This is a genomic window from Mesorhizobium sp. f-mel (genome assembly GCF_053850215.1).
This window is the reverse complement of sequence record NZ_JBSPTO010000002.1, coordinates 39,769-61,787: the sequence shown is the minus strand read 5'-3', so window position 1 is coordinate 61,787 and position 22,019 is coordinate 39,769. Positions and strand designations below refer to the sequence as shown.

Genomic DNA, 22,019 nt, shown 5'->3' with positions numbered 1-22,019 from the left:
TCATCGCAAAACCGCTGCGCACTTTTGCGCGACATGCATTAATCTTCGAACGCCGCCCTTAACGTTTCGAATGGCGCCAGCGCGCCGCGCACCTGCACGACGGCCGCGGCGACGCGATGCGCGCGCAGCACCGCCTCGGTCGGGAGATGGCCGGCAAGCCGGGCGGCGAGATAGGCGCCATTGAAGGAATCGCCAGCGCCGGTCGTGTCGACGGGGGCGGCGACATGCACGGCCGGAACGGGTTGCAGGGTTCCGTTTGCGGCGATCAGCGCCGGCTCCTCGCCGTTCTTGACGACGACTTCGCCGACCAGCTTTCGCAGCCGTTCCGCGGTTGCCTGCGGCGCCGCGTCGCCGAACAGCATCTGCTCGTCGGGAAAGGTCGGTAGCGCTAGGTCGGTGACTGCGAGCGCATCGAGGATCGCGGCCTGCGCTTCCTCGCGCTGGCGCCATAACCGCGGCCGGTAGTTGGGATCGAAGGCGACAAGCGAGCCGGCGGCGCGTGCCTTGGCCACCGCTGCCAGCAATGTCTTGCGCGCAGCGCCATCCAGAATTGCCAAAGTGATTCCGGAAAAGTAAACCAGCGCCTGATTTTCAAGGCTTTTCGCCAAAGCAGAGGGATCGGAGGCAAGCTGCCTTGCAGCCGCATCGCCGCGCCAGTAGGTGAAGGAGCGTTCGGCTCCGGTCAGCGTGATCGCATAGAGGCCGGGGCGGGCGCCTGATATGATCGGGCTGGCGCCGACGCCGATGCCGTTTTGCGCGAAGAAACCGATCTGGTCGCGCGAGAACGGGTCGTCGCCGAAGGCCGACACATAGGTCGCCGGCCGATCGCCGCTCAGCGCATGCAGCGCCCACAGCGTATTGAACGTGTCGCCGGCAAAACCCATGCGCCAGTTCGGCCCCGCCTGGCCTGAAAGTTCGAGCATGCATTCACCGATCGAGGCGACGCCGTTTCCTGTCATGAATCTCTCTCCTGGTGCATGTCGCCCAAAACCTTGCGCAGCGGTTTTGGGATAACGACATGCACAAAACCAAGACCCGGTGCTGTAGCTTTTTGCGAGCGGCAGCGCCATGCTTGGCCATGGCGGATTTTTGCGCCAACGGCGTTTTCTCACGCGGAAGGCGGGACGCAATCTGCCCAGCGAGACGTTATCTCCGGAAGAGGAAACGGTTTGGCATCGTTATGGCGTTATGTTCTGGCAGGTCTTGGTCTGGCTGCCTTGCTGGCCGGCATTCTCGCTGCCGTCTATCTGACCGCGCCGCAAGCGCCTCGGCTTGCGAGCTCCGAAGTCGCCCGCTCGAAGAAGACGACGAACGGGCTGTTTGTGGCCAGTTTCGAGCCGGAGCGGGGTGTCATCAGGCAAGGCGAACTGCAATCCTGGCTGCTGACCCTGAAGACAGGTGCGGGAACCCCGGTGGAGGGCGCCGGGATCACGATTTCCGGGGGCATGCCGCGGCACAGGCACGGTCTGCCGACCAGCCCGCAGGCGACCGACTATCTGGGCGACGGCTGCTATCGCATCGATGGGGTGAAATTCACGATGAGCGGATTGTGGCAATTGCATTTCGCCATTTCCGCGGCGGCGGGATCCGATACGGTGGTCTTCAATGTGTTGCTCTGAGCGCTGGAGCAAGATGAACCGCTTTTCGCGTCTTTTCGCGCTGCTGGCGATGGGCGTGCTTGCCGGCTGCGGCAAGCCGGAGTTTTCCGATGCCGAAAAGAAGACCATCGCCTCACTGACGCTGTCGGCGCTACCGCCGCCGAAAACCGACACCACCAACCGCTTCGCCGACGTGCCGGCCGCCGCCGCCCTCGGCGCGACGCTGTTTTTCGACGTCGGGATGAGCGGCGACGGCAAGGTTTCCTGCTCGACCTGCCACAAGATCGACCGGCAATTCCAGGACGACCTGCCGCAAGCGGTCGGCGTCGGCCGCACCAACCGGCGCACCATGCCGCTGGCCGGCGTCGCGCATGATCCATTCTTCTTCTGGGACGGGCGGCGCGACAGCCTTTGGGCGCAGGCGCTGGCGCCGCTGGAGAATCCGCTGGAGCAGGCCGGCAATCGCGCCGCCTACGCGCATTATATCAAGGCGCGATTCGGCGAGCGCTATGAGCGCATCTTCGGGCCGCTGCCCGACCTTTCGACTGTGCCGGCCAATGCCAGCCCGCTCGGCAGCGATGCCGAGAAGGCGGCGTGGAGCACGATGACCGAAGCGCAGGCCGAGGGCGTCAATCGCGTCTTCGCCAATATCGGCAAGGCGATCGCCGCCTTCGAGCGGTCGATCGCGCCGCCGCAGACGCGCTTCGACCGGTTCGCTGCCGCCCTGGCTACGGGTATACAGTTGCCGCAAGGCGACGATGCTTTTTCGCCCGAGGAAATCCTCGGGCTAAAGCTGTTCATCGGCAAGGCCAATTGCGTGACGTGCCACACCGGGGCGCGTTTCACCGACGGCAGCTTTCACAACACCGGCGTGCCGCCGGTTGCAAATCTGCCTGCGGATCGCGGCCGCATAGATGCGGTGGCGCAGGTCGAGGCCGACCCGTTCAACTGTTTCGGCGCGTTTCGCGATGGCGACGCCAGCGCCTGCGGCGAGCTGCGCTTCATGGTCAAGGCCGGACCGGAACTCGCCCGCGCCTACAAGACGCCGTCGCTGCGCGGTGCCGCCACCCGTCCGCCCTACATGCATGCCGGGCAGTTCTCGTCGCTCGAAGAAGTGGTGGCGCATTATTCGACGGCGCCGGCGAGTGTCGGGGGCATATCCGAGATCCATCCGCTGCAGCTTTCGGACCGCGAGCGCGCCGCGCTGGTGGCGTTTTTGAAGACATTGGCGGAGTGAAGGACTCGGAATAAAGGCCGTTCGGTAGCGATCCTTCGCGCCCCCTCTCTCCTGCCGGACGTCCCCCACGAGGGGGAGATTGGCTGTCCCCTCGGCTTTCGCCAATTTTCAACGTTGAAGAAAAGGCCGCTGTCGCCGAAGCCGTCGTTCTGGGAGATGTCCGGCAGGACAAAGGGGCGCTGTCCCGCCGACGTTCACCGCAGCAGCGCTTTACTACCGATCCTTGACCGTCTCCATCGCCACAAAGGTCGAAGTCTGGGCGACGTGGGGCAGGGCGGAGATGCGCTCGCCGAGCACGCGGCGATAGGTGGCGATGTCGGTGGTGCGGACTTTCAGGAGGTAATCGAAGCTCGACGCCATCATGTGGCATTGCTCGATCTCCGGCACCGCCTGCACGGCGCGGTTGAAGGCGTCGAGCGCGGCCGAGCGGGTGTCGGACAATTTCACCTGGACGAAGGCGACATGGCCTTCGCCCATGCGCTCACGGTCGATGATCGCCTGGTAGCCGCGGATGATGCCGTCCTTCTCCAGCCGCTTGACCCGTGCCTGCACCGGCGTCTTCGACAGGCCGACCTTGGCCGCGAGTTCCGACATGGAAAGCCGGCCATTGCTACCCAGCGCCGACAGGATGTTCCTGTCGATGCGGTCTAATTGGTCTTCTGTCATCGAATTTGTGGTCAAATTGGAGAAAATCAGGCCACACGATAATCCAATCGGCCTCTCCTGTCGATTTCTTTGGACCGATCGAAACCAAGCGTTGTGTTAGCTTGCGCCATTCGGTCCGGTGACCGCCGGACCGCTCCCTGATGCTTGCTCTATAGGACCGTCATGCCAGCGCTCGATGCCATCCGCCAGCAGATCCGTGCCAATTACTTGCCCGATGAAGACGAGGCCGTGAAGCGGCTGGCCGAGGCGACAGGGCTTTCGACGAAAGAGCGGAAGGCAATCTCGGCCCGCGCCGCCGACCTGGTGCGGGCGGTGCGCGGCTCGTCCGATCCGCGGTTGATGGAAGTCTTTCTGTCCGCTTATGGCCTTTCCACCAAGGAGGGCGTCGCGCTGATGTGCCTGGCCGAAGCGCTGCTGCGGGTGCCGGACACCGAAACGATGGACGACCTCATCGCCGACAAGATCGCGCCGCACGACTGGTCAGCGCATTCAGGGGGCTCGAGCTCGATCTTCGTCAATGCGTCGACCTGGGCGCTGATGCTGACCGGCCGGGTGCTCGACGAGGGCGAGGGCGGCATCGAAGGCACGCTGCGCGCCATGGTGCGCCGGCTGGGCGAGCCGGTCATCCGCAAGGCGGTCGCCGCCGCCATGCGCGAGATGGGCGAGCAGTTCGTGCTCGGCCGCACGATTGCCGAGGCCGTCAAGCGCGGCCGGCCGATGACCCAGAAAGGCTATTTCTATTCCTTCGATATGCTGGGCGAAGCGGCTCGCACCGAGGCGGACGCGTTGCGCTATCTCAAGGCCTATGCCGACGCCATCTCCTCGCTCGATGCCGGCGCCAATGGTCCCGACATCCGCCAGAACCACGGCATCTCGGTCAAGCTCTCGGCGCTGCACCCGCGCTATGAAGTGACGCAAAAGGAAAAGATGCTGCCTGTGATGGCCGAGCGGCTTTTGTCGCTGGCGCTGGCGGCGCGCCATTCGCGCATGGGCCTCAACATCGACGCCGAGGAGGCCGACCGCCTCGACCTGTCGCTCGAAATCATCGAGCGGGTGCTGGCCGAGCCGGAGCTTGCCGGCTGGAACGGTTTTGGCGTCGTCGTCCAGGCCTATGGTCCGCGCGCCGCCTTCGTCATCGATTGGCTCTATGCGCTGGCGAAGAAGTACGACCGCACCATCATGGTGCGGCTGGTCAAGGGCGCCTATTGGGACACCGAGATCAAGCGGGCGCAGACGCTCGGGCTCGACGGATATCCGGTCTTCACCCGCAAGGCCAACACCGACGTGTCCTACCTCGCCTGCGCGAAAAAGCTGCTGTCGATGACCGACCGCATCTATCCGCAATTCGCCACCCACAACGCCCACACCGTCGCCGCCATCCTGTCGATGGCTGGGGATCGTGACTCATTCGAGTTCCAGCGCCTGCACGGCATGGGCGAGGCGTTACATGAGACGGTGCGGCGGGCCGAGGGTACGCGCTGCCGCATCTATGCGCCGGTCGGCGCGCATTCCGACCTACTTGCCTATCTGGTCCGCCGACTGCTCGAAAACGGCGCAAACTCCTCCTTCGTCCACCAGCTCACCGATGAGGAGGTCGAGCCGGAGGATATCGCTCGAGACCCACTCGAAACCGTCGAGAAACAGGGTCCGGCCAGCAATCCGGCGATCCCCAGCCCGTCGGCGATCTTCGGTGCTGGCCGCCGCAATTCGAAGGGGTTCGACATAACCGATCCGGTGACGCTGGCCGCGATCGACAAGGCGAAGGTCGAGTTTGCCGGGCCGGACCGCTGGCACGCCAAGCCGATCACCCGGGCCGCCGGCTATGGCAAGCAGCGTCCGGTGGTCAATCCGGCAAAGCCGGACGAAGTGGTCGGCACGGTCAGCGAGGCCACTGCCAAGCAGGTCGCGACCGCCGTGCGCATCGCGGTGGAGGCGCAGCTGGCATGGGCGAGGCGCGCCGTCGCCGAGCGCGCCGCCATCCTCAACCGCGCCGCCGACCTCTATGAGGCCAATGCCGTCGAATTCTTCGCGCTCGCCGCCCGCGAGGCCGGCAAATCACTGGCCGACGGCGTCGCCGAAGTGCGCGAGGCGGTCGATTTCCTGCGCTATTACGCAACCGAGGCGGCCAATGCCGAACCTGGAACCGAGGCGCGCGGCGTGATCGGGTGTATCTCGCCGTGGAATTTTCCGCTCGCCATCTTCACCGGCCAGATTGCGGCAGCTCTCGTCACCGGCAATTCGGTCATCGCCAAGCCGGCCGAGCAGACGCCGCTGATCGCCTTCCGCGCCGTCGAATTGCTGCGCGAAGCCGGCGTGCCGGAAGACGTCATCCAGCTTCTGCCCGGCGATGGCCCCTCGGTCGGCGGCCCACTGACATCAGATCCGCGCATTGCCGGCGTCTGCTTCACCGGCTCGACCGAGGTCGCCAAGCTGATCGAAAAGCAGTTGGCCGAGACCGCCGCGCCCGACGCCATGCTGATCGCCGAGACCGGCGGGTTGAATGCGATGATCGTCGATTCCACCGCGCTTCCCGAACAAGCAGTACGCGACATCCTTGCCTCGGCCTTCCAGAGTGCCGGCCAGCGCTGCTCGGCGCTGCGTATGCTCTATGTGCAGAAGGACGTCGAGAAGAAGATGCTGGAGATGCTGAAGGGCGCGATGGAAACGCTCAGCCTCGGCGATCCCTGGCGGATTTCGACCGATGTCGGCCCGGTCATCGATGAGGAGGCACAAAAATCGATCCGCGACTATTGCACTGATATGGGCCTGCAGGGCCGGCTGATCGCCAAGCTCGAAGCGCCGAAGGATGGCCGCTTCGTCGCGCCGCATGTCTTTCGGGTCAAGGGCATCGAGGACATCGAGCGCGAGGTGTTCGGACCGGTGCTGCACGTCGCCACTTTCGACGCCGACGATATCGACGGGGTCATCGCCGCGATCAACCGCAAGGGTTATGGTCTGACTTTCGGCCTGCACACCCGCATCGAAGGCCGCGCCCAGCATTTCGTCGACGGCATCCATGCCGGCAACATCTATGTCAACCGCAACCAGATCGGCGCCGTGGTCGGCTCGCAGCCGTTCGGCGGCGAAGGGCTTTCCGGCACCGGGCCGAAGGCCGGCGGACCGCACTATCTCAGGCGGTTCCGCAAGGGGCCGGAGGCGGGCACGCCTATTCTTGACGGCCGCAAGGTGACGGCGACCGAACTCGCCGACAATCTGCCCGACCCGACGCTGGGCGGCTGGTCGACGCGGGCGGACCGCATTGCGGTGCTGAGGAAACATTTGCGCGGCAAAGGTGCGGCGGCCATCGGTGCCGCCGCCGGCATCGATTTCGGCCAGGTCGATTTGCCCGGCCCGACCGGCGAGGCCAACACGTTGTCGCTGTCGCCGCGCGGCCGCGTGCTCTGCCTCGGACCGGATGCCGACACGCTGCTTGCCCAGACCATCCAGGCGCTGGCGGCCGGCAATGCGGTGCTGGCCGTCGCGCCCGATGCGCCGGCGGCCCTGTTGTCACTGACCGGCAAGGGCCTGCCGCTGGCGGCCATCGACGGTCGGCCCGACCCGGTCGAGGCACGCGCGCTGCGTGTCGACCTCGTCGCCTTTTCCGGCACGCCGGAGGCCGCGCGCATCGTGCGCAAGGTGATCGCCGACCGCGCCGGCCCGATCGTGCCGCTGGTCAGCGAAGTGCTCAACCCGGCGGCCTATGCGCATGAGCGCGCCGTCTGCGTCGACACTACGGCTGCTGGTGGCAATGCCAGCCTGCTGGCCGCGGCTTAAGGCGGCTGCTTCTATCTGTTAGGCAAGGTCACCTCACGCGCCCTCGACGACCGAAAAGCCCTCGAACTGCGGATGACCGAGATAGTGCACCTTGCTGGAGCCGGCGTTGCGGTGCGCGGCGCGGAAATTCTCGGATTTGGTCCAGGCGACGAAATCCTCATGGCTCGCCCACACGGTGTGCGAGGCAAACAGCGTGTAGCCTTCGGCCTCGTTGACCGGACCGCGCAGCAGATGAAATTCCTTGAAACCTTTCATCTCCGAAAGGCTCGAATCACGGTTTTTCCAGACGTCCTCAAAGGCGTCCTCAGAGCCGTTTTGTACCTTGAAGCGGTTCATGGCGATGTACATTGGTGGTTCCTTTCGGGATTGCGGATTATGATGCTTGTTGGATTGCCTGAAGCGCTGAGGCCAAGCTGTTAAAATGGACCGATCCGCGCTTTAAACACCCAACTTGACTTGCCAGTTTCGGTTGGAATGGGAGGGAACGGTGCTTGCTTGCGCACTAGCGTCAAAGCGAATTGATCAAGTTCCGCAGAACCTGAGCTTTCGGCAAGCTGTATGTCGCTGATGCTGCCGTCGGCCATGACAACGAATACGACCCTGGCGTTGTTGCGAGCGCTTGCTTGTATCGATTTCGAAACACGACGGTTGGCGCGGGCAAGCTTCTTCTGGACTTCACCGCTGTAGCGGGATTCTATCGCATTGCCTGCCACTGCCTGCTTCTTGCCCGTGCTGGAAGTCACCGCGTCGCGTTCCTCGCTATCCGCCGCGCCGCGGGCATCGTTCGTTTCGCCCGCTCCGCCAAGACCTGCTGTCGCGCTTGGCCTTGCGGTCGGGATCGGCGGTTGTCCGACATCGGTAGGGGGCGCCTCGGTGCTATCGGCCGGAGCAGCCGGCTCTGCCGGCGTTTCAACCTTCGGAGCCACGCCCGGTTCGTCCAGGCGTGGGGTGTCGTCCATCGGTGTGTCTGGCGCGGCGGTGGGTTGTTCGACAATTTGCGGCAAGGGGGCGTGGGGCTGCGCGGCCATTTCCCTGGCGGGCCGGTCGACAGGCGGCTCGGGCTTGACCTGAGGTTTGGCCGGCTGCGGGTCGGGCACCAAGGTAACGTTCATCGCGCCCGGGACCTGACCATCCAAGGCGCTGCCGACTACGTTGGCGCCGGTTTGATCGGTGCCTTCCAACTGGATTGCGTCCTTCGAATCGAATGTGCCGGCAGGTGTGATGAGAAAAGCGGCCGCCACCGCGGCATGAAACAGGCAGGAGGCGATGATCGCCGCCGTCCATTTGCGGCTCATGGCTGCCGGCCGAACCGGCGCAAGCGGTTCGGTCGGCGCAATCGCCAGTTCGCCATTGGCGTCGGGGAGGGGACTGATTTCCTGCATGGCTCGCGACGAGACCTGCCGCGACCGGCGCGGACTTGTCAAATCAAGATCGTTGGCATCTAGCGGCCACAGAACGGAGCCGGCCTGAGACCATGCGACGGGTTTCGCGCGAGTGCGGCCTCCAGTCCCACTGTCTTCTCAGACCCCGAAGGCGATGTTGGTCTTGGTCTCTGTCTTCAGTCCACGCATGCAAGCGCCCGGCTCGATGCCGGTGCCCGCACATTCGGTCGAGCTGTTGATCAGCACACGGCTGACCTTGGCGCAATCGGCGCCGGCAAGATCGAAACGCGTCACCTTGGTCTTGCCCGCCGGCAGGTCCTTGAAGTCGAGCACGGTCAGCCGGTCGACGACGCCGGCCTCGTTGAACAGCGCGATCTCGAACGCTGCTTTCGAGAGGTCGGCGCCGAGAGTGTTGTTGACCACGAACGTCAAACGGCAGCCCTTTTCGGAGGCCTGCGCACCATTGAGCTCAAGCGTGAGAGCAGGGACCGGCGCGGACTCTTGCGCCCACGCCGGACCCATCACAAGCGGCATCGCCAGCACCGAGGTCAGCAGGCGAAGCGATGCCGTCAAGCTTATCATTGTCGTCAGCCTCCAAATCGCATTGTCGCCGCCAGCTTGAGCGTGACGCCGGGCTCGTAAATTACACTCGTGGCCGATGCATTCAACGGGTTGGTGTATTTGACGTCGAACAAATTGTCGGCGCGGAAGTCGACCTTGAAATTGTCGGTCGCCTGGTAGCTGGCGAAGGCATTGACCAGCGTGTAGTCCTTGGCCACTGGGTTGCCCTTCGGCTTGCCATTGTACTGCACCTCGCCGCCGACGGTTAGCTTGTCCTCCAGAAAGCGGAAGCCGAGCTGCGCGGTGACTTGGGAAGACGGGACGGTGACGAGGTCTGCCCGCTCGCCGTCATTAGAGATGGTGTGGCCATCGATGATCGACGCCGAAATCCCGGCGAAACCCCAGCTGGCGTCATAGACGCCTTCCATTTCAAAGCCGCGGATCTTGGCTTCTGCAAAGTTCTGGTACTGGAAGCAGATCGGGATGCCGGGGCCGAATGGGCAGCCGCTGGTCGGGTCGAATGCCGACAGGGTGACGCCGTCGATGTAGTCTTCGACATCGTTGTTGAAGTAGGCCGCCTTGAAACGAAACGCGTCGCCGGCTTCGAGGATGTCGTCCAGCTTGTGGTTGACACCGAATTCGACGGTCTTGCCGATTTCAGGTTTCAGATCGGGATTGGGGAGAAACGGAAAGCTGACGCCTGCCGGATGATTGCCACTGATGAGGGTTTCCGACAGCGACGGAGAGCGATATCCCTCCGCATAGGTGCCGTAGAATTGCAGCCCCGAAAGGCTGGCGGTTTCGAACGGCGAGACGCCGACGGTGATGCGCGGCGACAGCCGGTCGCCGGAAGTTTCGCCGACATCGCTTTCGAGCTTGTAGCTGTCGTAACGCAGCCCGGCGATGACTTCGAGCCAGTCCCAGGTGAGCTTGTCCTGGATGTAGGCGCCGGAAACGTTTCGCTTGCCCGAAGGGGTGTAGAAACTGGCGCCGCCTGCGGCGCCACCCGTCTCGACGTCGTCGCCAACCCAGTCGCCACCGTAGGTCAGCTCGTGCGCAATGCCGGCGGTCTCGAAACGCGAGGTGTTCCAGATGTCGATACCCGAAGTGCCGATATCGAAAGTCGACATCGAACCCACCGGCAGGACGATGGGAAGACCGGTGACCGGATCAAACCGGTTTTGCGGAACGAGGCTTGTCATCTCCAGCTTGGTCTTATTGTAGGAAACGTTGACGTGAAGATCGAGCCAGCTCTTGTCCTCATCGGTGATGTTGTAGCGCGCCGTGAAAGTATTCGCCTGCAGGTCGACGTCATTCACCGGCGTGCCGCCGCTGACCTCGTTCCAGCCGTCGCTCGTGCCATTCCAGCCCAGCTTTAGTTCGCTGTTTTCACTAGGGCGGATGGTCGTCTTGAGAAGACCGCTTAAAACGTCGAAGCCGGTGCCGTTCACCGTATCGCCGCCGCCATCCTTGTAGTCGTCATAGTCGCGATAGACGATGTTGCCGAGGACATCCCAGCTTTCGTTGAAACGGTAGGCGCCGGCGGCGCTGGTCGTCCAGCCTTCGCCGTTGCTCTCGTAGCGCCCGGTCGCGGACGCGGCCCATGTCTCGCCGTCGCGAAGATAGTCTTCCGCGTCCTTGGTCTCAAACAAGGCGACGCCGCCGATGGCGCCCGAGCCGTAGGTGTTGGCGACCGGGCCGCGGATCACGTCGACGGATTTGATGAGCTCGGGGTCGATGTAAAAGGTCGATTGCGTTCCGTGGTCGGAGCGCTGGAAATTCTGCCGCGCACCGTCGACGATCACCGCGACGCGGCCGAAATCCTGCAAGCCACGGATATTGATGCTGGAGCTGACGCGCCTTGCGTCTGCCTGGACCGCTACACCCGGCACACCCAACAGCATTTCGTTTGGCGTGGTCGCCATGCGGCGTTCCAATTGCTCCTGATCGACATGGCTGACCGAAGCCAGGGAATCGATCGCCGTCTCGCCGGTGCGGCTGATGACCAGGATCTGGTCGAGCAGCGTTGCGCCTGCCGGGGCAGCCTCTTCAGGCGTCTGCGCTTGTTGGGCCTGCTGCTGGTCTGCTGTCGGTTGGGCGGCCTGTTGAGCGTTTGCCGATGGCGTGAGCAGAGCGATCGCCGCAGCACCCGCCAGCAATGCCGCCATGCCCTTTGCCATTGATCGATGCGCCGGACTTCGATGCGCCCTACCTGGGCTGCCATTCGCCAGACCCAGCCGTCCCCAATTCGCCAACCCCATGCCCCAACTCCAAAATTCCAGATTCGATGCTGGCTGGCGTGGCGCTTGCTGGCATTTTTCATCGTGTCTGGCGTCTTAAATCTTGACTAACTTAGTCCGGTATTGCACTGACTAATAAACATGATTATTCAAGTCAAGAAATGAATCGGCATTTCACGCAAGGGTCGAGCCAGCCGACCAAGCCCGGCCCAGGAAAGGGATCGAACCAGATGAACACGCACAATCCCAATGACTTTCGCTATCGCGTCCGCCGTTCCGACGACAATTCGGCTCGTTTCGATCGGGTCCCGTTGACCGTGAGGACCCTGTCCAGCAACACACTGTTCCAGGGCGAGCACGAGATCGGCATCGAGCACCATGGTGCGCTCTATCGGTTGAAGATTACCCGCCAGGGCAAGCTGATCCTCAACAAGTAGCTGCAAGGCGAGTGGCTGTAAGGCGAGTGAGTGTTAAGACAAGCAGGTGTTTAAGACATGGACCAGCGCGTAAAACCCGCTCCGCACGAGATCCGGCGGGCGCGGGCAGACAATCCGAAGACGCGCGAGCGCGATCTCGCCGCCCAGCTTGGCATTTCGGAAGCCGAACTGGTCGCTGCGCATTGCGGCGACGGAGTCGTCCGCGTCGAGCCGCGCGTCAACGACCTTCTGACCGGCCTCGAAGCCGTCGGCGAGGTTATGGCGCTGACCCGTAACGAAAGCGCGGTGCACGAGAAGATCGGCGTCTACGACAAGGTCGTTACCGGCAACCACAATGCCATGGTGCTTGGCGAAAATATCGACCTGCGCATCTTCCCGAAAGTCTGGGCGCACGGCTTTGCCGTCGAAAAACGCGACGGCGGCGATATCAGGCGCAGCCTGCAGTTCTTCGATGCGGCAGGCGAGGCGGTGCACAAGGTGCATCTGCGGCCCGCGTCCAACCTCTATGCCTATCAGAAGCTGGTGGCCGAACTCGAATCGCCGAACCAGGAGTCAATGGTTGGGATTTCAGAGGGGGTCGCGATTTCAGAAGGGGCGATTTCAGAAGACGGGCTCGAGAGCGAGGCCGGGCCTTCCGACGCTTCCGCTGATGTCGACGATCTGCGCGACCGCTGGAGCCGCCTGACGGACGTGCATCAGTTCTTCGGCATGCTGAAGACGCTGAAGCTCGACCGCCGCCAGGCGATGCGCATGGTCGGCCAGGATTACGCCTGGCTGCTCGACAACGATGCCGTTAGCGCGATGTTCCATCATGCCGCCGAGGGCGAGATGCCGATCATGTGCTTTGTCGGCAATCGCGGCTGCATTCAGATACATTCGGGCCCGATCAAGTCGATCAAGCCGATGGCGCTTTGGATCAACGTGCTGGACGAAACCTTTCACCTGCATCTGCGAACCGACCACATCCATGAGGTCTGGGCCGTGCGCAAACCGACCAAGGACGGCCATGTCACGTCTCTCGAAGTCTATGGCGCCGACGGCAAGATGATCATCCAGTTCTTCGGCAAGCGCCATGAAGGTGAAAGCGAGCGCGAGGACTGGCGGTTTCTGGCAGAGAACCTGCCGCGCATTCCAAGCCCGACCGCAGCCTGAGAACAACGACAATGGCTCCTTTGCTTAAACCGGCGGGTGTTTTCAGAATGGCGCTTGGGGCCACGATCGGCCTTTCCCTGGCCTTTGCCGCATTGCTGCCGGCCCGTGCCGCCGAAGGCACGGAGGTCTTCGCGGACCCGTCGAGGATAGCGGCAATCGGCGGTTCGATTACCGAGATCGTCTTTGCGCTCGGCGAACAGGATCGGCTGGTCGCTCGCGATTCGACCAGCCGTTATCCCGAGGCGGCGCTCAAGCTGCCTGACGTCGGTTACATGCGCCAACTGTCGCCGGAAGGTGTTCTGTCGGTCAATCCGTCGGGCATCCTGGCGCTGCACGGCAGTGGGCCTAAGCAAGCCGTCGACGTGCTGAAGAAAACGAGCATTCCGTTCATCGAGGTGCCCGAGCGCTACGACCATGAAGGCATTCTCGAAAAGATCCGCATCGTAGGTAAGGCGCTTGGCGTGGACGCCAAGGCCGATGCGCTGGCAGCCGAGATCGATGCCAAGTTGAAGGCCGCCGAAGAGCAGACCGCTTCGATCAACGACCGCAAGCGCGTCCTGTTCGTGCTGTCGATGCAGGGCGGCAAGATCCTCGCTTCCGGCAGCGACACTGCCGCCGACGGCATTATCAAGCTTTCCGGCGGTGTCAACGCGGTTGACGGCTTCTCCGGCTACAAGCAATTGTCCGACGAGGCTGTTATCACCGCCAGGCCCGACGTGATCCTGATGATGAACAATGCCGGTCCTGCCGCATCGGATGACGAATTGTTCGCGAACCCGTCCATCCTGTCGACACCGGCGGGTGCCGCGCGCAAGGTGGTCCGCATGGATGGCGGCTATCTGCTCGGCTTCGGGCCGCGCACGGCCGACGTCATCCATGACCTTGCCGCCTCGCTTTATGGCGGGCAGGCCGCGGACTGAGCGGGCACCCAATGGTGGATCAATCGATCGCTGGTGCGGGCACTATGGCGACAGCATCCGACGGCGACCGTTCGGGGCGCGCGCGCATCGTCATCCTGCTTTTGTGCCTGGGGCTTGCCATTGCCGTGCTGCTGTCGCTGACCTCAGGCGCATCCGATGCCTCGGCCGTCAGCGTCGTCGGCGACTGGCTGGTGGGTCCAGCACCCGGCAATGCGGCGCTGAGCGCCCGCGACCGCCTCATCGTCTACGACATCCGCCTGCCGCGCGTCATCCTCGGTGTGCTGATCGGCGCCGCACTTGCCGTCTCCGGCGCGGTCATGCAAGGGCTGTTCCGCAATCCGCTGGCAGACCCCGGTCTCATCGGCGTTTCGGCGGGATCGAGCCTCGGCGCGGTGGCCGTCATCGTGCTTGGCGCCACGGCGCTGGCACCGATAACGTCGGTGCTGGGCACACTCGCTCTGCCGCTGGCGGCGTTCTGCGGCGGGCTGGCGACGACATTGGTGCTTTATCAGGTCGCCACCCGGCACGGCCAAACCTCGGTCGCCACCATGCTGCTCGCCGGCATTGCGCTGGCGGCCCTTGCCATGGCGCTGACCGGTATCCTGATCTTCATGGCCGACGACCGGCAGTTGCGCGACTTGACCTTCTGGCAGCTTGGCTCGCTCGCCGGCGCGACTTGGCAGAAGATCGGCTCCGTCGGACCGATCATAGTGCTGGCCCTGGCGGCGATGCCGTTTCTGGCGCGCGGCCTCAACGCGCTGGCGCTGGGCGAAGCCACCGCCGGCCATCTCGGCATCCCGGTGCAGCGGCTGAAATACACCGCCATCATCGGCGTTTCGGCGGCAGTTGGGGCATCTGGCGCCGTCAGCGGCGGCATCGGATTTGTCGGCATCGTCGTGCCGCATTTGCTGCGCCTGGCTATCGGCCCGGACAATCGTTATTTGCTGCCGGCGTCGGCCCTGCTCGGCGCTTGCCTGCTGCTTCTGGCCGACGCCGTCGCCCGCACCATCGTGGCGCCGGCCGAGCTGCCGATCGGCATCGTCACCGCGATCGCCGGCGCTCCGTTCTTCCTCTGGATCCTGCTGCGTAAGCGTGGGGTCGTCGACCTGTGAGAGACCGTTTGGAAACTCTACTCTGGCGGCCGTCTGATGGCGTTTTCTGCGCTTACTGCAGCGCCGCGCGTCCTCTTGGACGCGCAAAGGACGCTGCAGCAATTTACTTCGAAAATCGATTTGGATTTTCGGGGACATGCGCAGGCTCACGGACCCAAATGTCCCGCTGCGCTCCGGTTCTCGGAACCACCACCATATGACTCCCCAGAGCGAATTTCGAAACGGTCTGTGAGAGGGGTTTGCATGATCGAAGCACGGGATGTATTGGTGGCGATCGGCGGCAAGCGTATCGTCGCCAATGTCGATTTCGACATGCGGCCCGGCGAAATCGCGGCCATCGTCGGCCCCAACGGTTCGGGCAAGACGACCTTCCTGAGGGCGTTGTCCGGCGATCTTGCCTATTCGGGAGAGGTCACCATCAACGGCCGCGACCTGTCGGTGATGAAGCCGGTCGAGGCCGCGATGATGCGCGCCGTACTGCCGCAGGCGATGACGTTGTCCTTTCCCTTCACTGTGCGCGAGATCGTCAGGCTCGGCCTGCTCGGCGGGCGCTCGGGCGCGCTGCCCGGCGAGGACGAGCGCCTGCCCGAACGGGCGCTGGCGCGCGTCGATCTCGACGGCTTTGCCGGCCGGTTCTACCAGGAGCTTTCGGGCGGCGAGCAGCAGCGCGTGCAGTTGGCCCGTGTGCTCTGCCAGGTCTGGGCGCCGGTCCTCGACGGCAAACCGCGCTATCTCTTCCTCGACGAGCCGGTTTCCAGCCTCGACATCAAGCACCAATTGATCATCATGAACATCGCCCGCGAATTCGCCACAAGGGGCGGCGGCGTGGTCGCCATCCTGCACGACCTCAATTTGACGGCCATGTATGCCGACCGGATTTTCGTCATGCATCGCGGCAGGCTTGCCGCCACCGGCTCACCGCAGGACGTGCTGAGCGACGATCTGATCGAAAAAGTGTTCGATTGCCGGCTGAGGGTCGGCGTGCTGCCGCCCGGAGACATGCCGTTCGTCCTGCCGCAGTCGGTCTATTGATATTCAGGTGATGCCGGCCTGCAAATGGCGGTTTCCTGCGCTTCCGGTACTCACGTACCCAAACGTACGCTCCGTTCCGGTTCCCGGAACCCACCTGTTTGGTCGCTTACGCGCCCGTCTTCGACTCCGGCTCGGCCTGACCTGAATCTCAACAGACCTAGCCAAACCGCGATGCGACCCGGATCAGGCGGCCGGCGCCCTTTGCACCAGCATGTCGATGCCGAGCAGGTGCCGCACATTCGGGCGCGCCGCCACCATGTCGGCGATCGTATAGCGCTCGAGCACGGCGAAGAAGGCGTTGAGCGCCTCGCGCAGCGCTGAATTCAGTGCGCAACTGTCGACCAGCGGACATTCGGCGGCGTCGTTCTCGAAGCATTCAGCCATGGCGAAGCTCTCTTCGGTCACGCGCACGACGTCGAACAGTGTGATCGATTCGGCCGGGCGGCCGAGCCTGACACCGCCGTTCCTGCCGCGGACCGTCTCGACCAGACCATGCTCGACCAAAGGCTGCAGGATCTTGAAAAGAAAGAGTTCGGACACCGAGTAAGCGGCAGCGATCTCTGGGATGCGGCTCAGCCGGTCGGTATTTGCAGCGCAATACATCAGAATGCGCATGGCGTAGTTGGTCTGGCGTGTCAGCCGCATTTTGTCCTCACGAAGCAGTAGCTCAGGCCCAATATGGCCTATACCTTGGAATAATTCCAGACAAGCACCGCATGATAGATGAACATTTTTGTCAAGTTTGTGTGGGCGGTCGTGCAAACCATAATCCTAATATGGCGCGCATTCGGGTGGGCGGATTACTAAGTTAAGTCCGCGAGATCGACCAGGAGCAGTTCATCCATGTCACAATCAGCACCGGCTTTGGCATCCGCCCGGTTCGATGCCGACGCGGAGGCCAAGCTTTCGGCGCTTCGGCGCACCAAGTTCGTCGCCACCGCAGCGCTCGCGCTCTGCGTCCTCATCTTTGCGGTGGCCAAGTCGTTCGAGGGCCGTTTTGCCTGGCTGGGCTTCGTCGCCGCTTTCGCCGAGGCGGCGACGATCGGCGGGCTGGCCGACTGGTATGCGGTGGTGGCGCTGTTCAGACGGCCGCTCGGCCTGCCGATCCCGCACACCGCGATCATCCCGGAGAACCAGAACCGCATCGCCGACAATCTCGGCCGCTTCATCGAGGTCAATTTCCTGGCGCCGGAGCCGGTGCGTGAAAAGCTTGCCGAGGTCGACTTTTCCGCGCTCGTCGCCGACTGGCTGGCCGACCAGAATCGCGCCGCCGATCTGTCGCATTTCGTCGGCCGGCTGGTGCCGCAGACACTGGCGGCGGTCGAGCAATCCGGCCTGCGCGGCTTCGTCACCAGCCGCATGCTGGAGCAGATCGAAAAGGTGCCGCTGGCGCCGCTCGCCGCCGAGTTGCTGTCGGCTCTGACCGATGATCGCCGCCACCAAAGACTATTCGACGAATTCACCAAGGTCGTTGGCCGCTTCCTGAGCGACGAGCAGGCGCTGTCAACGATGCGCGAGAAGATCCGCGAGGAACTGCCGTCGCTGTTCAATCTGTTTCGCGCCGACGCCTATCTGCTGAAGAAGATCGTCGCCTCTGCCGGTTCGCTGCTCGACGAGGTGAGGGCCGATCCCGATCACCCGATGCGCGCCGAATTCGACCGTTTTGTCCTGACCTTCGTCGAGCGGCTGAGGACGTCCAAGCAATACGCCAAGCGCGCCGAGAAACTGAAGCGCGATTTCCTCGCCCGGCCGGAGCTGAAGGCGCTGGCCGGCGATATGTGGGAAAGCCTCAGTGTGTTTATCGAGCAGGACGCCAAGGCGCCGAATTCGATGATCCGCGCCCATCTCGCCAACATGTTCGTCGAGGTCGGCCGCCATCTTGCCGGCGACGCACAGATCAGGGCCGACATGAACCAGGGGTTCGTCGTAGCGCTGTCGTCTTTCGTCGAAAGCCAGAAGAGCGGCGTCACGAAATTCATCGCCGATCAGGTCAAGCGTTGGGACCTTGCCCAGCTTACCAGGCTGATCGAGATGAACATCGGCAGGGACCTGCAATATATCCGCTTCAACGGCATGGTCATCGGCGGCATTGCCGGCGTCGTGCTCCATACCGCGGAACGGCTGTTCCTCGTCGACTGAGCCGCGATGTGTTGCGACTCCGAATGGACCGCGGAGCTCCAGTGCCCTATTGTTCTCTTCAGGTGCCGCATTCGCAGCAACAGGGGAGAGACCAGCATGGCAAAGCGACCGGAATCCGACACCTTCATGGACATGTTCGGCAGGTTCGGCCGCGATCTGAAGCTGCCGAACGTCGATGTCGAGGCGATCCTCTACCATCATCGCAAGAACCTCGAGGCACTGGAAAAGTCGGCCAGGGCAAGTGCTGCCGGAGCGTCGTCGCTGCTCTCCAGACAACGCGAGATGCTGCAGGACACACTGCACGAGATCGCCGACATGGCGCAGAGCTACAGGGCGCCGGGCGATCCTCGGGAGTTGATGGCCAAGCAAGCCGCGTTCGCCAGGAAATCCTTCGAGACCGCATTGAAGAATGCCGGCGAGGTGGCCGAACTGACCAGGAAATCCGGCACCGAATCGATCGAGATCCTGCGCGACCGCATCAAGGAGGCGATGGCGGAAATCCGCAGCAGCTACGATAAGAAGTAAGCTGTTCCCACACCAAAGCAGGCGGATTTTTCTCCCGTCATGTCCGGCTCCTGAAAGCCGTATTGTTGGTCCTTGGCCCCGGCGAGGCGCACAAGTGTCCTCTTGCCCGGATGAACATGTTTCCGGCGCTGGACACCGGCACCGACGCGACCCGCTCTGGGATACCGCAGCGGAAGGCGCGGAGCGAATTGACAGAGGTGGCCGGTTCGTGGTCCGGAGGCTGGGCAAGCGATCGGGAAAGCAGGAATGACGCAAACACGGCTGAGGACGCCGCCGACCTACGAACAGCTTAGGAAGATGACAGGGCAGGAGCTTGGCGTGTCGGACTGGACGACGGTCGACCAGAGTCGCATCGACCAGTTCGCCGAATGCACGGGCGACCGCCAATGGATCCATGTCGATCCGGAGCGGGCGAAGCGGCAGAGCCCGTTTCGCGCCACCATCGCGCATGGCTATCTAACGCTGTCGATCATCGGCGCGCTGGCGCTCGATATGGGCATCGTGCCCGAAAACACGCAAGCCGTCTTCAACTATGGTTTTGACAAGGTGCGGTTCCTGGCGCCGGTCAGGGCCGGCGTACGCATCAGGCTGCGCATCACGCTTTTGTCCATGGAGGACAAAGGCCCCGGCCAATATCTGATGAAGGCTGCCAACATCGTTGAGATCGAAGGTGAGCAGAAGCCGGCGCTGACCGCCGAAACGCTGGTTATGCTCTATGAGCGGCGGCGCAGGCGGGCAGGGGCGTGAGGGGCGAAGCGCTGCATTTTCGTGACAGCGAAAATCAACGCGACATCGCCTCTTCGAGCGTCCTGAAAATTCTCTCGTCTGCCGACTGCGCGACGTTGAAGCGCAGGAAACGGCTGGCAGTTTGGGACAGGCTGAACGCATTGCCGGGCGCCAGCACGACATTGGCCGACAAGGCGCGGCGGGCCATTTCAGCTGCATCCACGTCTTCCGGCAGGCTGCACCACAAAAACATGCCGGCCGGCTGGTCGATCCACGGCGTGATGCCGATTGCCTTCAGGCGGGTGCTTGTCTCAGCCATGGCGCGTGAAAGCCGCGTGCGCAGCAAATCCACGTGCTTGCGATAGCTGCCGTCCTTCAGCAGCGTCAGCACCAGTTCGGAGACAAGCCGTCCGCCGCCGAAGGACGTGGCGATCTTGAGGTCGGTCAGCCCTTCCATCCAGTCGCGAGGAGCCGCGATGAAGCCGCAGCGCACCGACGCCGAAAGCGTCTTGGAGAAGCTGCCGATATGGACGACGCGACCAAGGCCGTCGAACGCCGCCAGCCTGGGTGCGGGCGTGTGTTCGAAATCGGCAAAGATATCGTCTTCGATGATCGTCAGATCCGATTGGTCGGCGAGCTTGAGTAATCGATGGGCGACGACCGGCGACAGAATTGCTCCCGTTGGATTGTGAAGCGCGGAATTAGTGATGTAGAGGCGCGGCCGGTGCTCGAGCAGCGCCTGCGCAAACAGCTCGATATCCGGCCCCGACGGCGTATAGGGAACGCCGACCACGTTGGCCCGGTGAGCGCGCAACAGGGCATGGAAGTTGAAATAGCAGGGGTCGTCCACCAGCACCGTGTCGCCCGGCTCGAGCAGGAACCGGCAGAGGAGGTCGATGGCCTGGGTGCCCGATTCCGTCAGCATGATCTGGTCGGGAGAGGCTTCGATGCCGTGCTCTGCCATGCGCCGTGCGAGCAGATGACGCAGCGGCGCCAGCCCGAGCGGGGTGCCGTAATCGGTCAGCGTGACATCATCTCCGCGTGCCATTGTCCGCAGTGCCCGGCGCAATCCAGCCTCCGGCATCCACGAGGCAGGCAGCCAGCCGCAGCCGGGTTTGAGCACGCCGTCGCCGGCTTCCAGCGACTGGCGCGAAACCCAGAGCGGATCGACAGCACGGTCAAGCCTGGGGCCGATCTCGGCCAGTGACAAGGGAGCCAGCGGTCCGGCGGCATAAAAACCCGAACCTGGACGCGAGCGGATGATTCCCTCCGCCGCAAGGCGCTCATAGGCTTCGACCACGGTGGATTTGGAAACCTGCATGGTCTTCGCGAAAGCCCGGATCGAAGGCAGTCGTGTTCCCGGTGTCAGGCTGCGCGCTGCGATCCTGTGCCTGATCGTCGACATGACACTTTCGACAAGCGTCACGCTGCCCTCACTTGCCGTCGCCTGCTCGTGCATCCGTACTGCTCAACTTACCATGACAGTTTTATCAAACTGTACCTCATTGTCTCTGGTAGCGCCATACGTCCGGCCCGATAGAGGGCGAGAACATCAGGAGCATGCGATGGACAAGACGGCGGGTGGCTGGATCAACGGATTTGTGGGCGTTCTGATTTTCAGCGGATCGCTTCCGGCAACGCGCGTGGCGGTGATGGATTTCGATCCGGCCTTCTTAACCGTCGCCCGTGCTGCCACGGCAGGCATACTCGGCCTCGCGCTTCTGCTCATTTTTCGCCAGAAGCGTCCGGAGCGACGAGATCTGTTGTCGCTGGCCATCGTGGCGCTCGGCGTCGTGGTCGGCTTTCCGCTGCTGACCGCGTTGGCGCTCAAGCACATCACCTCGGCCCATTCGATCATTTTCGTTGGCCTGTTGCCGCTGGCGACGGCGATCTTCGGCGTCATTCGCGGCGGCGATCGCCCCAAACCAGCCTTCTGGCTGTTTTCGTGCCTTGGCAGCGCCCTTGTTGCCGGTTTTGCGGTGACGCAAGGCGTTTCGGCCTCGCCGGTTGGCGACATGCTGATGCTGGCCGCAATCATCCTGTGCGGACTGGGCTATGCGGAAGGAGCCACGCTGTCCCGCAAGCTAGGCGGCTGGCAGGTGATCTCGTGGGCGCTGGTGCTGTCGCTGCCGGTCATGCTGGCTCTGACGCTCATCACCATGCCTCCGTCGCTCGAAAGCGTCGGCAAGGCCGCCTGGATCGGCCTGGCCTATGTCTCGCTGTTCAGCATGCTGATCGGTTTTGTGTTCTGGTATCGCGGACTGGCGCAAGGCGGCATCGCTGCGGTCGGACAGTTGCAGCTTCTCCAGCCTTTCTTCGGCCTTGGGCTGGCGGCAATGCTGCTGCACGAGCAGGTCAGTCCTGCCATGATAGCGGTCACTGCTGCCGTCGTGCTTTGCGTGGTCGGTGCGAAGAAATATGCGCGGTAGGCGCCGGCCCTTCTTCCTTCTCCCCTTGTTGTGGGAGAAGGTGGATTGGCGCGCAGCGCCAAGACGGTTGAGGGGTGCTGGCCGGAACG

Annotated in this window: 20 protein-coding genes; 12 read left to right on the top strand and 8 right to left on the bottom strand. The window is 63.3% G+C overall.

All coding sequences use genetic code 11. The features are described 5' to 3' along the window. Positions 1–38: 38 nt before the first annotated feature. On the bottom strand, positions 39–959 hold the full coding sequence (locus tag ACWUKX_RS04380; protein ID WP_456004263.1) for a sugar kinase: 921 nt from the start codon (positions 957–959) through the stop codon (positions 39–41). Between the two features lie 210 nt (positions 960–1,169). Between ACWUKX_RS04380 and ACWUKX_RS04375 the strand changes: the two genes are divergently transcribed. Next, complete coding sequence (locus tag ACWUKX_RS04375; RefSeq protein WP_029353363.1) at positions 1,170–1,619, top strand: FixH family protein; 450 nt, start codon at positions 1,170–1,172, stop codon at positions 1,617–1,619. A gap of 13 nt (positions 1,620–1,632) precedes the next feature. Further along, positions 1,633–2,835: a cytochrome-c peroxidase gene (locus ACWUKX_RS04370; protein ID WP_456004261.1), complete on the top strand. Its 1,203-nt coding sequence runs from the start codon at positions 1,633–1,635 to the stop codon at positions 2,833–2,835. 213 nt (positions 2,836–3,048) lie between these two features. Here ACWUKX_RS04370 and ACWUKX_RS04365 read toward each other — a convergent pair whose 3' ends face one another. Continuing rightward, positions 3,049–3,501 (bottom strand): Lrp/AsnC family transcriptional regulator, encoded by a 453-nt coding sequence (locus ACWUKX_RS04365; protein ID WP_029353359.1) that lies wholly within the window; start codon positions 3,499–3,501, stop codon positions 3,049–3,051. Positions 3,502–3,663: 162 nt separating this feature from the next. Between ACWUKX_RS04365 and putA the strand changes: the two genes are divergently transcribed. Continuing rightward, on the top strand, positions 3,664–7,275 hold the full coding sequence (gene putA / locus ACWUKX_RS04360; RefSeq protein WP_456004258.1) for a bifunctional proline dehydrogenase/L-glutamate gamma-semialdehyde dehydrogenase PutA: 3,612 nt from the start codon (positions 3,664–3,666) through the stop codon (positions 7,273–7,275). Positions 7,276–7,308: 33 nt separating this feature from the next. On the opposite strand, the gene ACWUKX_RS04355 is transcribed toward putA, so the two are convergent. The 4 genes from ACWUKX_RS04355 to ACWUKX_RS04340 form a co-directional block, all read right to left on the bottom strand. Continuing rightward, on the bottom strand, positions 7,309–7,623 hold the full coding sequence (locus ACWUKX_RS04355; RefSeq protein WP_456004255.1) for an antibiotic biosynthesis monooxygenase family protein: 315 nt from the start codon (positions 7,621–7,623) through the stop codon (positions 7,309–7,311). A gap of 68 nt (positions 7,624–7,691) precedes the next feature. Next, the gene (locus tag ACWUKX_RS04350) at positions 7,692–8,657 is read right to left on the bottom strand and encodes a TonB family protein (RefSeq protein WP_456004252.1); all 966 of its coding nucleotides are present in this window, start codon (positions 8,655–8,657) and stop codon (positions 7,692–7,694) included. Between the two features lie 138 nt (positions 8,658–8,795). Next, complete coding sequence (locus ACWUKX_RS04345) at positions 8,796–9,239, bottom strand: hypothetical protein (protein ID WP_456004249.1); 444 nt, start codon at positions 9,237–9,239, stop codon at positions 8,796–8,798. Between the two features lie 5 nt (positions 9,240–9,244). Beyond that, positions 9,245–11,479, bottom strand: coding sequence for a TonB-dependent hemoglobin/transferrin/lactoferrin family receptor (locus ACWUKX_RS04340; RefSeq protein WP_456004246.1), 2,235 nt, complete (start codon positions 11,477–11,479; stop codon positions 9,245–9,247). Positions 11,480–11,688: 209 nt separating this feature from the next. Here ACWUKX_RS04340 and hemP point away from each other — a divergent pair, with 209 nt between their 5' ends. From hemP to ACWUKX_RS04315, 5 genes are all read left to right on the top strand, one after another. After that, positions 11,689–11,895: a hemin uptake protein HemP gene (gene hemP / locus ACWUKX_RS04335; RefSeq protein WP_095494491.1), complete on the top strand. Its 207-nt coding sequence runs from the start codon at positions 11,689–11,691 to the stop codon at positions 11,893–11,895. 57 nt (positions 11,896–11,952) lie between these two features. Continuing rightward, positions 11,953–13,047 (top strand): hemin-degrading factor, encoded by a 1,095-nt coding sequence (locus ACWUKX_RS04330; RefSeq protein ID WP_456004243.1) that lies wholly within the window; start codon positions 11,953–11,955, stop codon positions 13,045–13,047. A gap of 47 nt (positions 13,048–13,094) precedes the next feature. Further along, a complete protein-coding gene (locus ACWUKX_RS04325) occupies positions 13,095–13,967 on the top strand; it encodes a heme/hemin ABC transporter substrate-binding protein (RefSeq protein WP_456004240.1) in 873 nt (290 codons plus the stop codon). An 11-nt stretch (positions 13,968–13,978) separates the two neighbouring features. Further along, complete coding sequence (locus tag ACWUKX_RS04320) at positions 13,979–15,079, top strand: FecCD family ABC transporter permease (protein WP_456004237.1); 1,101 nt, start codon at positions 13,979–13,981, stop codon at positions 15,077–15,079. A gap of 243 nt (positions 15,080–15,322) precedes the next feature. Beyond that, entirely contained in the window at positions 15,323–16,111 is a 789-nt protein-coding gene (locus ACWUKX_RS04315) for a heme ABC transporter ATP-binding protein (protein WP_456004234.1), read from the top strand. Positions 16,112–16,294: 183 nt separating this feature from the next. On the opposite strand, the gene rirA is transcribed toward ACWUKX_RS04315, so the two are convergent. Then, positions 16,295–16,756 (bottom strand): iron-responsive transcriptional regulator RirA, encoded by a 462-nt coding sequence (rirA, locus tag ACWUKX_RS04310; protein WP_027156154.1) that lies wholly within the window; start codon positions 16,754–16,756, stop codon positions 16,295–16,297. Between the two features lie 198 nt (positions 16,757–16,954). Between rirA and ACWUKX_RS04305 the strand changes: the two genes are divergently transcribed. The 3 genes from ACWUKX_RS04305 to ACWUKX_RS04295 all read left to right on the top strand — a co-directional run bounded on the left by ACWUKX_RS04305 (position 16,955) and on the right by ACWUKX_RS04295 (position 19,522). After that, entirely contained in the window at positions 16,955–18,250 is a 1,296-nt protein-coding gene (locus tag ACWUKX_RS04305) for a DUF445 domain-containing protein (RefSeq protein WP_456004231.1), read from the top strand. 96 nt (positions 18,251–18,346) lie between these two features. Then, positions 18,347–18,775 carry a phasin family protein gene (locus ACWUKX_RS04300; protein ID WP_456004228.1) on the top strand — a complete coding sequence of 143 codons (429 nt, stop codon included), beginning with the start codon at positions 18,347–18,349 and terminating at the stop codon, positions 18,773–18,775. Between the two features lie 246 nt (positions 18,776–19,021). Next, on the top strand, positions 19,022–19,522 hold the full coding sequence (locus tag ACWUKX_RS04295; protein WP_456004225.1) for a MaoC family dehydratase: 501 nt from the start codon (positions 19,022–19,024) through the stop codon (positions 19,520–19,522). Between the two features lie 34 nt (positions 19,523–19,556). On the opposite strand, the gene ACWUKX_RS04290 is transcribed toward ACWUKX_RS04295, so the two are convergent. Then, entirely contained in the window at positions 19,557–20,960 is a 1,404-nt protein-coding gene (locus tag ACWUKX_RS04290; RefSeq protein WP_456004222.1) for an aminotransferase-like domain-containing protein, read from the bottom strand. Between the two features lie 106 nt (positions 20,961–21,066). Between ACWUKX_RS04290 and ACWUKX_RS04285 the strand changes: the two genes are divergently transcribed. Then, positions 21,067–21,930, top strand: a complete 864-nt coding sequence (locus ACWUKX_RS04285; protein WP_455847514.1) for a DMT family transporter — start codon at positions 21,067–21,069, stop codon at positions 21,928–21,930. Positions 21,931–22,019: the final 89 nt, after the last annotated feature.

Excerpts from the sequence above, each read along its gene's own strand:
- ACWUKX_RS04340 (WP_456004246.1), bottom strand. The coding sequence starts at position 11,479 with ATGGGGTTGGCGAATTGGGGACGGCTGGGTCTGGCGAATGGCAGCCCA.
- ACWUKX_RS04290 (WP_456004222.1), bottom strand. The coding sequence starts at position 20,960 with ATGCACGAGCAGGCGACGGCAAGTGAGGGCAGCGTGACGCTTGTCGAA.
- ACWUKX_RS04285 (WP_455847514.1), top strand. The coding sequence starts at position 21,067 with ATGGACAAGACGGCGGGTGGCTGGATCAACGGATTTGTGGGCGTTCTG.
- ACWUKX_RS04370 (WP_456004261.1), top strand. The coding sequence starts at position 1,633 with ATGAACCGCTTTTCGCGTCTTTTCGCGCTGCTGGCGATGGGCGTGCTT.
- rirA (WP_027156154.1), bottom strand. The coding sequence starts at position 16,756 with ATGCGGCTGACACGCCAGACCAACTACGCCATGCGCATTCTGATGTAT.
- ACWUKX_RS04300 (WP_456004228.1), top strand. The coding sequence starts at position 18,347 with ATGGCAAAGCGACCGGAATCCGACACCTTCATGGACATGTTCGGCAGG.
- ACWUKX_RS04325 (WP_456004240.1), top strand. The coding sequence starts at position 13,095 with ATGGCGCTTGGGGCCACGATCGGCCTTTCCCTGGCCTTTGCCGCATTG.
- ACWUKX_RS04355 (WP_456004255.1), bottom strand. The coding sequence starts at position 7,623 with ATGTACATCGCCATGAACCGCTTCAAGGTACAAAACGGCTCTGAGGAC.
- hemP (WP_095494491.1), top strand. The coding sequence starts at position 11,689 with ATGAACACGCACAATCCCAATGACTTTCGCTATCGCGTCCGCCGTTCC.
- ACWUKX_RS04330 (WP_456004243.1), top strand. The coding sequence starts at position 11,953 with ATGGACCAGCGCGTAAAACCCGCTCCGCACGAGATCCGGCGGGCGCGG.
- ACWUKX_RS04295 (WP_456004225.1), top strand. The coding sequence starts at position 19,022 with ATGACGCAAACACGGCTGAGGACGCCGCCGACCTACGAACAGCTTAGG.
- putA (WP_456004258.1), top strand. The coding sequence starts at position 3,664 with ATGCCAGCGCTCGATGCCATCCGCCAGCAGATCCGTGCCAATTACTTG.
- ACWUKX_RS04315 (WP_456004234.1), top strand. The coding sequence starts at position 15,323 with ATGATCGAAGCACGGGATGTATTGGTGGCGATCGGCGGCAAGCGTATC.
- ACWUKX_RS04350 (WP_456004252.1), bottom strand. The coding sequence starts at position 8,657 with ATGCAGGAAATCAGTCCCCTCCCCGACGCCAATGGCGAACTGGCGATT.
- ACWUKX_RS04345 (WP_456004249.1), bottom strand. The coding sequence starts at position 9,239 with ATGATAAGCTTGACGGCATCGCTTCGCCTGCTGACCTCGGTGCTGGCG.
- ACWUKX_RS04380 (WP_456004263.1), bottom strand. The coding sequence starts at position 959 with ATGACAGGAAACGGCGTCGCCTCGATCGGTGAATGCATGCTCGAACTT.
- ACWUKX_RS04365 (WP_029353359.1), bottom strand. The coding sequence starts at position 3,501 with ATGACAGAAGACCAATTAGACCGCATCGACAGGAACATCCTGTCGGCG.
- ACWUKX_RS04320 (WP_456004237.1), top strand. The coding sequence starts at position 13,979 with ATGGTGGATCAATCGATCGCTGGTGCGGGCACTATGGCGACAGCATCC.
- ACWUKX_RS04305 (WP_456004231.1), top strand. The coding sequence starts at position 16,955 with ATGTCACAATCAGCACCGGCTTTGGCATCCGCCCGGTTCGATGCCGAC.